Source organism: Aliinostoc maniaoense (assembly GCF_058172895.1).
In genome coordinates, this window is sequence record NZ_CP187952.1 from 5,858,483 (window position 1) to 5,871,817 (window position 13,335).

Here is a 13,335-nt window from a genome sequence, read left to right on the forward strand (position 1 = left end):
CCCAAGCACATGGGTAGTTGATTGGCAGTTCATTAGAGAAGGATCTTAATCTTGTTCAGTCTCTGTGCGATCGCCACATTATAAGCATGGTTAGATTCAGTCTGGACACTAGACACGGATCATTGATAACGGTAATAGCTAGAAATAAGCCAGTTCAGTCACTATAAGCATTAGATGGGTTTATTTGCTCAAGATGATAATTTTTTTGAGCGAGTAGGCTGTCAGCCTATAGAAAGAATTTAAGTATTTGGGTAGAAGGTAAGGGTAATCTAGAGTAGAACGAAGACTATGCTATGCTCCCTTAACTTTTGCTTAACTGTGTAGCTTGCTGTACTTGTTCAAGCGATAACTACAAAAGGAGTAAGAATTTGATATTGTCTGAGGAGCAGCCACAGTGATGAGGTTGGGCGAATGTCAATAGCTAAATTCAGTAAGTCACCACTGACCGAAGTTGTCTTGGGCGTTGAATTCAACGATCCAGGGTTCTCTTCTGTGCATTTCGGACTGTACTGGCAGAGTATTCAAGACCGATTTCCTTCTCCGCCACTTGACAGACCGCCAATAGGAGACGTTGAACTTCTTCCTATGATGCCCAAACTCCGTCGAGTTTGGTTTGAGTCACTTGACAGAAAAGAACTCATACAGTTGCAGTCAAACCGATTTCATTACAACTGGCGTCGTCAAGGTGAAGCAGATGAATATCCTCATTTTAGAGAAATATATCCAAAATTTCAAAGTGAATGGCAGCACTTTCAGAATTGGTGGTTAAGCACTGAGAAAACATTTTTACAACCGATTCGTTATGAACTTACTTATCTTAATCAGATTGATCAAAATTTTGGTTGGAAAGAGCCAGGAGATAACAATAAAATTTTCAACTTCATGAGCAAAGAATGGGAAATTACTCTGAAACAACCTCGATTGTTTAATGCTGAATTTGAATTTGAACTTCCTGATAATTTAGGGAATTTGTTAGTTCGTATTAACCAAATAATTAGGTTAGAAGATAATAATTCTATGCTACTGTTAGACTTAACAAGTCGTAGCTACGATACAAAAGTAAGCTATGAAGAATGGTTTCACTCTGCCCATAAATACACAGTTAATACATTTATAGAACTATTACAAAAAGATGTTAAACAAGATTGGGGTCTAAAATGGTTGGCACAGTAGGTCAAACAATTTCTACGGCGAATAATACGAATAAATTAGAAAATTTGGGAAACAGACAAATTAACGAAAGTTATGTTAATCATAAATACGGCGATCCGGATTTTCTAATAAGAGAATACTTTTTGTCCTTTTCTGAGCGACGGAATAAGTTGAGAGGGTTTATTTTTACAAGATTGTCTTCTGCCAAAGCAATTATAGAAGTTTTGAAATGGGGCATTAGTGGCAAAGCAAGGGATGCTTATGATGGTGCTGTAGATTTATTGGCAGAAATCAATGAAATCAATATATTAAAAGAGGCTAGTCAGTATTTAGAAGCTCTAAGCCAATTGATGATTAACTCAGTGGAAAACAGGAATATTCTAATCTTAGATCCCTTATGGGAAATACTGATAAAAGGAATCGCTTGTGCCTATCGTATCCCTGCTGAAGAAAGATTTGAATTACTCCTAACTTTCAATTTAATAGCACTAATTAATCAACGGCGAATCTTAAAAGCAACTTTTATTGATGCGTTATTGCTGCTTGCGGATGAAATAGATACTGAGCGGATAAAAAATGCGATCGCACGCTTTGCATCTGGTTATGAAACTGACCAATACATCCGTAACTATGCTGAAGAAGCTATTCAAGAGCTTTCATAAACGGCCATTACTTGACTTATGCTGCCTACTCTATCAGAGTTTGGGATAGAACCCCCTGTTTATATTCGTAAAATAGATAGCTGTGCTAGTTGGAATCCGCAAGAAGGGGATGCCAACTTAGCTGAACGTGCTAGATTAGCAGCAGCAAAACTCTTTAAAGAACCAGACAATATATATAGTCTTTGGCTGGTTAACACAGAACAAGAATTCTATGGTGTAGTGGCATCATTGAGTGCAAATAGAAGTCCTAAAAATCAAAATCTTGATTTTATTGCGATTAAAGAAACAGAATTAAAAGAAGTTGGTATAAATTTTCAACCAGTACCAGAAGGCGGTTGCTTGTATGTGCAATCGTTACATTTTAATGCACAAATTGATAAGGAGACAGCCGAAAAGCTTTGTTACAGTTTGATGAGCCAAGGTAGAGAAGCACAACGCTGTAAAAAAGTGCAAACCACTGAGATTCTTGAGCATCAACAAAAATTTGGATGTAGAGCAACTGACAGCCCAGCTATGTCATGTGATTGTGAGCAATGGGAACTACCTGCTAGTTTATCTCAAACTTGACTAGGAGCGATCGCCTGCTTTCCTGTTGGTCAAATATTTTGTTTATCTTAAGTATGGGAATAAAGGAACTGCAAGAGGTCTAATATCTAATTAGTTCTAGAAAACCTATTTAGCCTTTTATAGTCAAGGCTCTCGACCTATACAATACCTTCTTAAATCACCAAATATTTGATTTTAAAAAGTTATTCCAGTCATGTCAGTCTTAACTAAAAGTAAGTAAATCTCACCTTTTAGAAGATGGTATTAGTTGTTAATCAAGTTAAATATACTCGTATTAACCATCCCAAACAAACTGTTTCCAGTTGACAGGGATTAAACCTTTCTTGACGAGTTTATTTCTCATGCCATCATGCTTGCGATCAAGCCGAAGCGCATGGCAGATGGGGCAAAGAGTTCTCAAATTAGAAGCATGGTTACTGCCACCAGATGACAATGGGTGAATGTGGTCGATGTGAGCAGTTTTTAAACTGACTGTTCTTTGACACAATCCATTGACTTTTGGTGGTTGGTTATCTGGACTTTGACACAATCCCTCGTCTCTGGTGTAGATACACTGCCGAGAAATCTTCCATTGTTCAAGCGGTTGACGCTTCCATTGGTAAACAGGCAGGTTTGGATGTTGGCGTTTTTGCTTGACTTGTTTGTAAAGTTCAACAGACATGACTTAACTCGACTTAACAAAACATGACATGACGAGACGGAAGGTGACGGAACTCGCCTTAACGAAACCTGACGAACCAAATATTTAAAGTATGCTAAATTCCTTTAGCTCAAATCTGCCGTAACCAATGCTTCCTCTGCCATCGCCAACACCTACCAATGTTCCAGCGTTGACGATCGCTGTCTCTAATGACTTTCGATCAACAACAACCGAATCCCACAGAATTGTAAACGAACATCGCCATCCAGGTTTCACTGCCACACGGTAACGGATGTTCCTGGCTTTAGTGGATGGGTTACGTACACCAATCACTTCGACATAAATATCAGGTAGTTTCTCACTTTTGGTAGTTCCTGCTTCAATGACTTGGGGTGGATCTGGTAACTGAATTGGCCCGTCGCCATTACAGATATAAATCTGGTCGTCCATGACTTGCAGGGTGCTGGCAATGTCTGCAAGTAAGTTACCTTTGCCCCGTTTCACAGTTTTACCGCCATACTTGATGCAGCCAAAAAAGTATGTTGGCAGCAGAAATAACTGGCGTTCTTCATCCATGAGGACGGTCTTTTTCCACTCATTGGGACTATTACCAGCGACACCATCTTTTTCTTTAGCTTCTAGCGGTAAAGCATCAACGCCAAAGTGGTGTATGGCAAGTGTTCTAGTTCCCTCAATTGAAACTTTTGCTTGCAGAATGTTGGCCATATTCAGACAGTAGGTGTAAATTCAGCAAAAATTACGGGAGTATGTTTCAGCTTGAAACCTCCTTGCTTGACTTTGATTTGTTAGTTGCCAGAAATTAAACTTTAGTGGCGATCGCCAATCAATAGTTTTCAGTTTGGTATCCTGGCGATCGCGCAACTTCCCACCAGACTGAATAATGCTATGACATGATTTTTGGTGCTGGTATGCGATCGCGGATCACAAAAATGTGGTTTATTCGGATCGCTAGGATCGCTAAATACGGATCATTGATATTGTTGATTTCAAGCAGTTAGGTTTTGCTGTTCTAAAGCTACATCGAAAATCAGTCTAAAACTGACATTGGGGATAAGTCGGCGCAAAACTTGTAAATGAGCCTCGGCATCGCTGCGGCGACGAAAACGAGCGACAATCCGGTTCTGCATATTAGGTGACAGCCGGACTATGCACCAAGGACTGAGCTTTTCAAGGTATGTCATCAAATTCTCCTGGTCATTATCTGTAATTTCCAAGACAAAAGCCAGCCTACTGTGAAGGTGGCTGGCAAGAAATATCATTTTGATATTGCAATTAAATGCGGTAGGGACAGGTTGACAAATAACCTCATTTATCCTCAAAGATATCTATGAACCCGCCCCTACTTTCGTCTGGGAAACACAGGTTTTTCAACAGTTCTTCGGGAATCTCCTCAAAGTGTTCCAGCAAAAAGTTCATCAGAGCCAGGTGGCGTAAATCGGCTGGCATAGGGCGGCGGTAGTTTTTACCTCTTGCAAACCAGCGTCGCACAGTGGAAAGGGAACGAGAGCAAATCTGCGCCATTTCTTCATAACTCACCTGCCACTTGGCGTAAAACTGCTTGGGAGTCATACCCAACTGACAATAACTGTAGAATTGCATCAAATCTTGCTCTCGCTGCTTGAGTGGATGAGGATTCATAAATATGCCTCCTCGCTCATTGGTTCTAAATCTTCTTCCCAAGCAATATCCGCAGATGTCCAAGCTGCACTAGGGCAATCTTTGCTTAACCAAATTAGATAGCACCAACTCCAGCAGCAACGGTGGGAAGCAAAGCTATAAAATCGACCAATGACAATACCCCAGTCAGTATCGCTTTCATTACTAAGCCAACGCAGGCGATCGCCATATAAAAATCTGGGTGTTTTGGCTACATCAGGAAAGTTAGCGGGAAGCTCAATAGATGCGTCTGGGTATTTCAGGTTAATCAAGCCTGAGACTATATCTTGGTGATTGTGCCTGATGAGATGGAGATAAGCAGCAAGCAATTTACCATTAATGCTGTGAGTTAACGCAGAAATCAGAATTGCCGCTAGAGTTTCTAGTTCTTGCGGCTGGAGTTGCATCCAGATGCTATCAAAGTCTGCGTCAGAGTAGTTTTTGAGTTTTGCTAGTAATTCGGTGATGCCAAAATCATCGTCGGTTTGTTGATCAGCTCGGTGTTCTTCTGTTTTATAGCGAACAGGGTTTAACATTGTATATGTCTCCTGTGATATGGGGGCCAAAAGCCAGCATCCGCCCTGAGAAAGTTGATGGCTGGCTTTTGACTTATCAGTAATTATACATAAACACAGTGTATTTTTATGTTAATTTATGCGTCTTAGTGTGTTTAATAGAAAAAGACACAAGATAGCTTATGATGGTGATATGGGAAAAGTAACTGTAACTATTTACATGGAAGAAAAAGACAAAGAAGCCCTGCAACAATTGGCTGATGCAGAGGAGCGTTCTTTGTCTCAAATGGCGGTGTTAATTTTGAGACGAGCGATTAAACAAGCTCAGAATGACGGGACTATTACACCGAAATAATTTGTAGTTGGTTGAAGAGGCGATCGCACATTGCACTACACTGTACCCAGTTGGTTTTGAAGAGGTGGGTAACGGCTGTGTAATTTCTGGCAGTTTTTGAGGACAATGCTTATCTAGTTATAAGTTTGCCTTGATTTTGCGCTGCGGCGATCGCCCCTGGATTAGCAGTAAATACCTGAATTCCTGGCACTGTCACATAATCACCATCATCAGTAATTATCTTGTTGATTGATTCTTGTTTCATTGATTCCAGAATGAACAAATCATAACCATCTAAGCATTGATTACTGAACTGAGTTAAAGCATTATCTACGGTGTCTTCATCCTGACTTTTCACGGGATGTGGAAAAGACAACGCGGTTCGCGTAAATTATACGCGAATCAATAGGGGGAATTAACTTGTAATTTTAGATATTGTCGTAGTAGGTGTGTGGATGAGCGCAAATGACAATCTTAGAGAAGTATACAAGCATACGCAGTATTATTACATACCCAAACCCAATTGAACCGTAAGTAGGGGCGGGTTCACAGAGATAATCGTTAATAGTTAATGATATTTGTGAACCCGCCCCTACCTTGTATGATGCTAATGGGCGATCGCTCTTACCAAATCAATGCTAGTGAAAAAGTGGGCGATCACCTCAACATCGCTTCCGTTATCATTCCAGTTTTACTCTCGGTCTTCCACTGCACCTAATGCTTTAAGCGTGGCTTTCTCAGCTTCAGTTAAGCCTTTAACTCCTGTGATGTTCATGCGTTCATAAGGGCGATCGCTTCTGAATGTTTTAAAGCATTCTCCCGTATTAACATCCCAAAGTTTAACCGTACCATCTGCACTACCAGTTGCAAGGATTTCTCCATCGGGACTGAAAGCAACTGAATTTACCCAATTTGTGTGTCCGTGTAATACTCTTAAGCATTCACTAGTGTTGATGTTCCATAATCGTACCGTTTGGTCATCACTACTACTGGCTAGTATTTCACTATTGGGACTGAAAATAACTGAATTTACCCAGCCTGTATGCTCTTTTAAGATTAGGTAACATTCACCACTATTGATATTCCATAATCGTACTGTTTGGTCAGCACCACCACTGGAAAGAATTTTACCATCGGGACTGAATGCAACTGCACGTACTAAGCTAGTATGGCCTTCTAAAACGCGACAGCATTCACCACTGTTGATATTCCATAATCGTACTGTTTGGTCACGGCTACCACTAGCTAAGATTTCATCATTTGGACTGAAGGCAACTGTACGTACTGAACTAGTGTGTCCCCGCAAAGTATTTAAGCATTGACCATTTTGTGAACGCCATAATCGTATAGTTTGATCAGCACTAGCACTAGCTAGTATCTCGCCATTAGGATTGAAGGTTACTGAATTTACAGTATTAGTATGTCCCTGCAAGATATTTAAGCATCGGCCACTATGGAAATCCCACAATCGCACCGTTTGGTCATTACTACTACTAGCAAGTAATCTACCATCTGGATTGAAGGTTACTGCACTTAGATAATCAGTATGTCCTTGCAATGTATTTAAGCATTTATTACTAGATATTATCCATAAATATAGTTTGTGTTCATCACTGCCAATAGCTAGGATTTCTCCATCAGGACTAAAGGCAACAGCATTTACCCAATCGTTGTACCCTTGCAAAATATTAACAGATTCATTAGTCTTAATATTCTCTAGCCTAACTGTTTGGTCAGAGCTAGCACTAGCTAATATTTCTCCATCAGGGCTAAAAGCAATAGCATTTACCCAATGGGTATGTCCTTGTAAAATATTGAAGCATTCACCGTTGTGGAAACGCCATAATCGTATCGTTTGATCAGCACTACCACTAGCCAAGATTTTACCATCAGGGCTAAAAGCAATAGTATTTACCCAATGGGTATGTCCTTGTAAAATATTGAAGCATTCACCGTTGTGGAAACGCCATAATCGTATCGTTTGATCAGCACTACCACTAGCCAAGATTTTACCATCAGGGCTAAAAGCAATAGTATTTACCCAATGAGTATGTCCTTGTAAAATGTCGAAGCATTCACCGTTGTGAAAATGCCATAATCGTATCGTTTGATCAGCACTACCACTAGCCAAGATTTTACCATTAGGACTGAAGGTGATTGCACGTACTGAATCAGTATGTCCTTGTAAAATGTCGAAGCATTCACCATTGTGGAAATGCCATAATCGTATCGTTTGATCAGCACTACCACTAGCCAAGATTTTACCATCAGGACTGAAGGTGATTGCACGTACTGAATCAGTATGTCCTTGTAAGGTGTTGAAGCATTCACCACTGTCTATATGCCATAATCGCACTGTTGAGTCATCGCTACTACTAGCAAGAGTTAGTCCATCAAGACTGAAAGCTAATGCTCGTATTGAGTTAGTGTGACCTTTATAGGCAAATATTTCTCTTCCACTGGCGAGTTCCCATAAACAAACAACGCCATCATCATCTCCTGTGGCTAAGAGTTTACCATTGGAGCTAAATGCTACTCCCAAAACACTACCTAATAATTTAGCAAAAATAGAATCTATAAGATTTGCCTGAGTAAAATTGACTAGTTGTAAACTAGCATTAGTGAAATCACCTCCCTTTATAAATACACCACTCAAATTCCTCCCTTCCAACACAGCCTTATCAGCCTTCACTGCTAATGTCGCAGCATTTCCTCCAACATAGCTAACCTCGTCTTCGCTTTTACCCTGTGTTGCCTCAATAACTTTAATTAGGGACTCATTATTACCTAATATCGGCAACAGCAAATCCATCACTGCTTTTGTCAGTGATGCTTTACCAACAGTCTCTCTCAACTTATCTAAAGATTCACTTGTAAATGTTCTTAGTGGTGCAATGGCCAAAGCCTCACCACTTCCATAACGCGAAAAATAACCAGACCAAGTATAGTCAACAGGCATTGCATTACTATCCAAACCTGACTGTGCTTGGGCTAATTCCGTAAAATCTTCAGCTAACGCCCCCAACTCTGCGGCAAATTTATATGCCACAAAAAACTCTAACAGCGACCTATGCGCTGGAGTATAATCACCATCAGCATTGCGGACAAGCATCGTCTGCGCCATCATGTCATAATGCCAGTGGTCTAAATCTTTCTCCTCTTGAACGCTAGAACCAAATAAGCGACGAATACGTTCTGGGAACAAGCGATAATTCAGACTCATTTGATCAGTAGACAGCATCTCCCAAGACAGTTCGCATAAAAAGTAGAGCTTATCTGCCAAGGAAGTAAAAGTACGTTCTGCTTTGATATCTCGTTCCATCTTGCGCCGCACTGCATACAGATAAACCCGTGACATATCAATAGGTTTACCGGACTCAATATCTGGCAATGCTTCCAAAATTAAATCAGTCATCACTGGACGACGGGCTAAGTCTAATAATTGCGAATTGCCCATGACTTCTTCAACTGTGGCTGCTTCAGCTTGGTGTAGCAAAACCTGCCGTATTTGCTCATCGTTGAATTTCTCCAGTTCCAGAACTTCAAATTGTGGTGTTTCACCAGTTAGTTTGTTCGTAGAGGCTTGTAGTTCTGCATTGAGTAAAGCACGTCCTTCTTTAGCTTCTGGGAAATGTTCAGTACGACAGGTAAGGATAACTTTAGAACCTGGAACTACTACCTTTGCCAGTTCCCAGAAGTTGTTAATCATCTGTTGGCGGTCAACTTTTGCTGCCATTTCGTCAAAACCATCAAAAATGAGCAGCAATTTACCCATGCGGTTGAGTTGGTCAAAAACTTCGCTATTTAAGCGGATATTGTGTTGAGTAAAGAAGAAACCCGCCAAAACATTTTCTACATTTAAAGCCTTGGCAAAGTCACGCAGGGTGATTACTAAAGGTAGACGGGGACGTTCAACACCACGTCTTTGAGCATCCTTGTAACGTTGGAGTGCTGTCCAAGCATAGTGAAAGACAAACCAAGTTTTACCTGTGCCAAATTCTCCCAAAATGGAAATATGTTCTTTAGCAGGGTCATCCAGCCATAAGTCAATGTAACCATCAATCCAGCCGTCTTCTGCTTCATAACGGCTGACACCAATTCGCCGCTTAGTTACTGGATCAATTTCTTCTTTAGTACAAGCAAGCGGAACATATTTTTGATCAATCTTTCGGTGTTTGATTTCCGCTTCTAACCAATCAAGATAACCACTAAAGTCAGCATCTAAATCAATCAGTTCGTCAAATGTAAAGCAGTCAAGGTGACGATTTTCTTCCTTCTTGACTTCATCCCTGGCTGCGCGGGAAATGCGTCGGGTACTTACTAACCAGCCTTCATCAGTTTTTTGTTGATTAACTGATTGACGCAACGCCATAACATCACTCAGTCCCACTTCTCCCGCAACGCCACGTACAAGAATGCGGTCATAACTGCGGCGGACTGGAACGTTAATAATCCATTCAAAATATTCTTCTGCCCAGATTTCATATTTTTCTAGGCGGTAGCCCAAGGTTTCAAACCATCCTCGCATTTGTTGGGCAAGTGCGATCGCTCTACATTTATTTTCCGTTACTGCTCCGGTTAATACTGGATAATTCTGGGCTGCTAATCGTGCTATTTCTGTCCGAATCCCTTCCAGTGTAGGCAATCTCTCCAGTTGTTCTTGGATACTAGCAATCCTTTTATGTAAAGAACCAATCTGCTGACTCATTAAGACATCAGCAGGTGTGCGACTGCGTTTGGCAACTTCAATAAACACAGTCGCAAATGCAGCTACCTCTCTTCTCACGTCCATTTCTAAGCTTCTGATTTCATCTCCCAAAGTATAAGCATCAAGAAAAGCATCAACCTCAGACAGCAAAATTGAGGGGTTATTATGATCTAATGCTTTGCGAAAAGCCTGCTTAATTGCTTCTTGTCGAAATAATTCGAGAAATGCTTTTGGTTTGCCAACACCGTATTCTACTAGGGCATAGGCGTAAACACCGCTAAAATCCGCAGGTGGATGCTCTGGATCAAGGTTAAATTGCTGGAGTAACTTAATTACTGTCTCACTACGCAGAATTTTTTCTTTAATCAAAGGATTGGCAATGCTAGTAATTGCGTTGATAACTAGATCCAAGTTAATTAAGCTCATCACGACACCCCGAAAATACAGAGTTACCTTGCTAAATAAGACTTAATTACTATTACAAGGGATATCTGAGCTATAAAAGTTTTCTTTTATACTTTCTCAAGCATTGCTTAATTATGAGTTCGCCGCTCATCAAGCGGCGATCGCCATCACTAAAATATATATTGTGTTGTGTTAGCGAAAAAATTTCACTGTTTTGGTTCTTAATATTGCAAACCAATTGATCGGCTCAACTTAACCCTACTTCCTTAAAATCCACATACATACATATTTAACTGCCTCTGTCAACATATAAGTTTTAAACAAATGAAGAAACAAAATTTTAAATTTAAATAGGAATGAATTTTCTCTTGAGTTTTTGGGTTTCTTTACTTATGGGTGTAAGTTACCTCTAAAAAGGGTGTAAAAAGGGTGTAAAGTTCAAATTATTAGCCTGAAAATATTGAAATATGGTAGTTTTAACTAGGACTGAAAATCCTCGTGTCACCAGTTCAAGTCTGGTTCCTGGCATTTACAACAAACCGTTAAAACCAGTGAGTTTCAACGGTTTTAGGATTTTTAACCACTAAGAAAAATACAGCTAATATTCTATGTTCAGTAATGAATATTGGGCATTTTTAGACACTTTTAGACCAAAGATGAGGTAAATGGTGTAGAGATAATTAAACAGCAGTCAAAACAGGCTGAAAAGGTTGCAGCAAAATTCCTAAAATTTTATCAACTTCTTTGATATAATATTCAATCTCATCAATATAAACAATCGTGCCTTCTAAAAATAAAAACTTCCAGTTAGTTCCTGTAGTCACAGAACCATAGATGCGCTCAACCTCATTACCCTTGCTTTGATTAAATATCTGCGCCGCCACCATCGCCGCCACACATTGACCAAGACCGCCAATAATATCTTCTTTTTTAGCCTCAAATATAATAGTTACCGGAGCAGTAATATATAATTGCTCTTTAGAACCGCTAATAATATAATCACAAAACCCTTGTAAACCTCTTTGAGCATCAACATTAAACTCATTACCCGAAAACAGAGAAATTTGGTTATTTAATAATCGTCTAACTTCGGCTAAAATTGGCGCAATTAAAAATTCTGACCTAGCTTTTTCAGTAGAAATAGATGTCGCTAAGGGAATGTAATCACTAAGCAAAGTTTTTAAAGTTGCAGATGGTAATACTGGTTTGGTGTCAACAAATAAATTAAGGCTTTCGTCCAAGGTTAAGCCAAAATCATTTTTAACTTTTGACAGGCTAAAATCACTGTAAGCCATTCTTAATGCCTCGTTATTATTAATAATTTGGGTAGGGGCGGGTTTACCCAAATCATCGTTAATAATTGAGAATATCTGTGAACCTGCCCCTACGTATCTGCGCGTCACAATCAATCTCTTTTTCTAACGCTTCCAAAGGTACACCCAATTCTTGTAACTCCTGAATAATAGCTTGCTTCTGTTCTGTAGAGTGCCATTTCTTGCAGAAATGGTCAGTTTTACCACGAAAAATGATAGTTTTGGCGAAGCGATCGCTGGATTGGAGATAATCAGACATAATCCGCGCGACTAACTGCCTGATACACTGAGAGATAAATTTCCTATGTCGGGGCTTACGTCAGTCATATTAACTGCCGGGACAAACATTGATTATGAGGAATTATTTATGAATAAACCTAAAATTTTCATTGACGGTGAATCAGGAACTACAGGGTTACAAATTTACTCGCGTCTGACGCAACGGGATGATCTTGAGATAGTCAGTATTGAGGCATCGAAGCGCAAGGATGCAACTGAACGGGCAAAAATTATCAATTCTGTGGATGTGGTAATTCTTTGCCTACCTGATGATGCAGCCCGTGAAGCGGTGGGGTTAGTAATTAATGATACAGTAAAAATTTTAGATGCTAGTACCGCCCATCGCACAGCTACGGGTTGGGTGTATGGCTTCCCAGAAATGAACCCAGAACAACGAGAAAAAATTGCTCATGCTCAGTTTGTCAGTAATCCTGGCTGTTATCCTACGGGATTCTTGGCTTGTATGCGTCCTCTAATAGCTCAGGGGATCATTCCTGATAATTTTCCCATCACAATTAATGCGGTGTCTGGCTACTCTGGTGGCGGTAAGAATTTAATCCAAAAGTACGATAGTTTTCATCAGGAGCAAAAGGGAACAACTGGGCTTTATCCTTACGGTATCTATGGTTTACAGTTTGGGCATAAGCACGTTAAAGAAATGCAGGAACACTCTGGGTTAGCATCGCCGCCGTTGTTTGTTCCTGCTGTCGGAGATTTTGCTCAAGGGATGTTAGTACAAATACCTCTGCCTTTATGGACTTTGGAGAATCCCCCATCAGGGGAAGCTATTTATCAGGCGATCGCACAATACTATGCAGGGGAAAAGTTTGTCCAGGTAGCTCCATTCCAAGATGCAACTTTATTGAGAGACGGGACTTTCTTGGATGTCATGGCGATGAATAACACCAATATTGTACAGGTATTTGTCTTCGCCAATGACAATACCCAAGAAGCTTTATTAGTGGCACGTCTCGACAATTTAGGAAAAGGTGCATCAGGAGCAGCCGTACAAAATCTAAATATTATGTTGGGCGTTCCTGAAGATTTGGGGCTTTGAGGGCATTGGGCATATCAATTCAAAAT

The 13,335-nt window shown here is 40.2% G+C and carries 14 protein-coding genes; 5 read left to right on the plus strand and 9 right to left on the minus strand.

Features of this window, described 5'->3' with window-relative positions:
• Positions 1 to 411 precede the first annotated feature (411 nt).
• Genes ACPZ3T_RS25595 through ACPZ3T_RS25605 form a run of 3 tightly spaced genes read left to right on the plus strand, consistent with a single transcriptional unit; the run spans position 412 to position 2,381 of the window.
• On the plus strand, positions 412 to 1,173 hold the full coding sequence (locus tag ACPZ3T_RS25595; protein ID WP_490272244.1) for a TIGR04255 family protein: 762 nt from the start codon (positions 412 to 414) through the stop codon (positions 1,171 to 1,173).
• Positions 1,158 to 1,814 (plus strand): hypothetical protein, encoded by a 657-nt coding sequence (locus tag ACPZ3T_RS25600; protein WP_490272245.1) that lies wholly within the window; start codon positions 1,158 to 1,160, stop codon positions 1,812 to 1,814. Before ACPZ3T_RS25595 ends, ACPZ3T_RS25600 begins: the two co-directional genes overlap by 16 nt.
• An 18-nt stretch (positions 1,815 to 1,832) precedes the next feature.
• Positions 1,833 to 2,381 (plus strand): hypothetical protein, encoded by a 549-nt coding sequence (locus ACPZ3T_RS25605; protein WP_490272246.1) that lies wholly within the window; start codon positions 1,833 to 1,835, stop codon positions 2,379 to 2,381.
• A gap of 274 nt (positions 2,382 to 2,655) precedes the next feature.
• Here the strand turns inward: ACPZ3T_RS25605 and ACPZ3T_RS25610 are convergent, their stop codons facing one another.
• The 5 genes from ACPZ3T_RS25610 to ACPZ3T_RS25630 form a co-directional block, all read right to left on the minus strand.
• Positions 2,656 to 3,042, minus strand: a complete 387-nt coding sequence (locus ACPZ3T_RS25610; RefSeq protein ID WP_490272247.1) for an HNH endonuclease — start codon at positions 3,040 to 3,042, stop codon at positions 2,656 to 2,658.
• Positions 3,043 to 3,126: 84 nt separating this feature from the next.
• Positions 3,127 to 3,747: a hypothetical protein gene (locus tag ACPZ3T_RS25615; RefSeq protein WP_490272248.1), complete on the minus strand. Its 621-nt coding sequence runs from the start codon at positions 3,745 to 3,747 to the stop codon at positions 3,127 to 3,129.
• A 281-nt stretch (positions 3,748 to 4,028) separates the two neighbouring features.
• Positions 4,029 to 4,223 (minus strand): hypothetical protein, encoded by a 195-nt coding sequence (locus ACPZ3T_RS25620; protein WP_490272249.1) that lies wholly within the window; start codon positions 4,221 to 4,223, stop codon positions 4,029 to 4,031.
• A gap of 124 nt (positions 4,224 to 4,347) precedes the next feature.
• Entirely contained in the window at positions 4,348 to 4,680 is a 333-nt protein-coding gene (locus ACPZ3T_RS25625; protein WP_490272250.1) for a helix-turn-helix domain-containing protein, read from the minus strand.
• Complete coding sequence (locus ACPZ3T_RS25630) at positions 4,677 to 5,234, minus strand: hypothetical protein (protein ID WP_490272251.1); 558 nt, start codon at positions 5,232 to 5,234, stop codon at positions 4,677 to 4,679. Before ACPZ3T_RS25630 ends, ACPZ3T_RS25625 begins: the two co-directional genes overlap by 4 nt.
• A gap of 172 nt (positions 5,235 to 5,406) precedes the next feature.
• On the opposite strand from ACPZ3T_RS25630, the gene ACPZ3T_RS25635 reads away from it, so the two are divergent.
• Positions 5,407 to 5,568: a ribbon-helix-helix domain-containing protein gene (locus ACPZ3T_RS25635; protein WP_490272252.1), complete on the plus strand. Its 162-nt coding sequence runs from the start codon at positions 5,407 to 5,409 to the stop codon at positions 5,566 to 5,568.
• 109 nt (positions 5,569 to 5,677) lie between these two features.
• On the opposite strand, the gene ACPZ3T_RS25640 is transcribed toward ACPZ3T_RS25635, so the two are convergent.
• The 4 genes from ACPZ3T_RS25640 to ACPZ3T_RS25655 all read right to left on the minus strand — a co-directional run bounded on the left by ACPZ3T_RS25640 (position 5,678) and on the right by ACPZ3T_RS25655 (position 12,232).
• The gene (locus ACPZ3T_RS25640; RefSeq protein ID WP_490272253.1) at positions 5,678 to 5,923 is read right to left on the minus strand and encodes a hypothetical protein; all 246 of its coding nucleotides are present in this window, start codon (positions 5,921 to 5,923) and stop codon (positions 5,678 to 5,680) included.
• A 315-nt stretch (positions 5,924 to 6,238) separates the two neighbouring features.
• Complete coding sequence (locus tag ACPZ3T_RS25645; RefSeq protein WP_490272254.1) at positions 6,239 to 10,681, minus strand: NACHT and WD40 repeat domain-containing protein; 4,443 nt, start codon at positions 10,679 to 10,681, stop codon at positions 6,239 to 6,241.
• Positions 10,682 to 11,340: 659 nt separating this feature from the next.
• Positions 11,341 to 11,955: a hypothetical protein gene (locus tag ACPZ3T_RS25650; RefSeq protein WP_490277371.1), complete on the minus strand. Its 615-nt coding sequence runs from the start codon at positions 11,953 to 11,955 to the stop codon at positions 11,341 to 11,343.
• Positions 11,956 to 12,013: 58 nt separating this feature from the next.
• Positions 12,014 to 12,232 (minus strand): hypothetical protein, encoded by a 219-nt coding sequence (locus tag ACPZ3T_RS25655; protein ID WP_490277424.1) that lies wholly within the window; start codon positions 12,230 to 12,232, stop codon positions 12,014 to 12,016.
• Between the two features lie 108 nt (positions 12,233 to 12,340).
• Between ACPZ3T_RS25655 and argC the strand changes: the two genes are divergently transcribed.
• Positions 12,341 to 13,309, plus strand: coding sequence for an N-acetyl-gamma-glutamyl-phosphate reductase (argC, locus tag ACPZ3T_RS25660; protein ID WP_490272255.1), 969 nt, complete (start codon positions 12,341 to 12,343; stop codon positions 13,307 to 13,309).
• Positions 13,310 to 13,335 lie beyond the last annotated feature (26 nt).

Excerpts from the sequence above, each read along its gene's own strand:
- ACPZ3T_RS25655 (WP_490277424.1), bottom strand. The coding sequence starts at position 12,232 with ATGTCTGATTATCTCCAATCCAGCGATCGCTTCGCCAAAACTATCATT.
- ACPZ3T_RS25610 (WP_490272247.1), bottom strand. The coding sequence starts at position 3,042 with ATGTCTGTTGAACTTTACAAACAAGTCAAGCAAAAACGCCAACATCCA.
- ACPZ3T_RS25630 (WP_490272251.1), bottom strand. The coding sequence starts at position 5,234 with ATGTTAAACCCTGTTCGCTATAAAACAGAAGAACACCGAGCTGATCAA.
- ACPZ3T_RS25620 (WP_490272249.1), bottom strand. The coding sequence starts at position 4,223 with ATGACATACCTTGAAAAGCTCAGTCCTTGGTGCATAGTCCGGCTGTCA.
- ACPZ3T_RS25600 (WP_490272245.1), top strand. The coding sequence starts at position 1,158 with ATGGTTGGCACAGTAGGTCAAACAATTTCTACGGCGAATAATACGAAT.
- ACPZ3T_RS25595 (WP_490272244.1), top strand. The coding sequence starts at position 412 with ATGTCAATAGCTAAATTCAGTAAGTCACCACTGACCGAAGTTGTCTTG.
- ACPZ3T_RS25605 (WP_490272246.1), top strand. The coding sequence starts at position 1,833 with ATGCTGCCTACTCTATCAGAGTTTGGGATAGAACCCCCTGTTTATATT.
- ACPZ3T_RS25645 (WP_490272254.1), bottom strand. The coding sequence starts at position 10,681 with ATGAGCTTAATTAACTTGGATCTAGTTATCAACGCAATTACTAGCATT.
- ACPZ3T_RS25615 (WP_490272248.1), bottom strand. The coding sequence starts at position 3,747 with ATGGCCAACATTCTGCAAGCAAAAGTTTCAATTGAGGGAACTAGAACA.
- ACPZ3T_RS25635 (WP_490272252.1), top strand. The coding sequence starts at position 5,407 with ATGGGAAAAGTAACTGTAACTATTTACATGGAAGAAAAAGACAAAGAA.
- argC (WP_490272255.1), top strand. The coding sequence starts at position 12,341 with ATGAATAAACCTAAAATTTTCATTGACGGTGAATCAGGAACTACAGGG.
- ACPZ3T_RS25650 (WP_490277371.1), bottom strand. The coding sequence starts at position 11,955 with ATGGCTTACAGTGATTTTAGCCTGTCAAAAGTTAAAAATGATTTTGGC.
- ACPZ3T_RS25625 (WP_490272250.1), bottom strand. The coding sequence starts at position 4,680 with ATGAATCCTCATCCACTCAAGCAGCGAGAGCAAGATTTGATGCAATTC.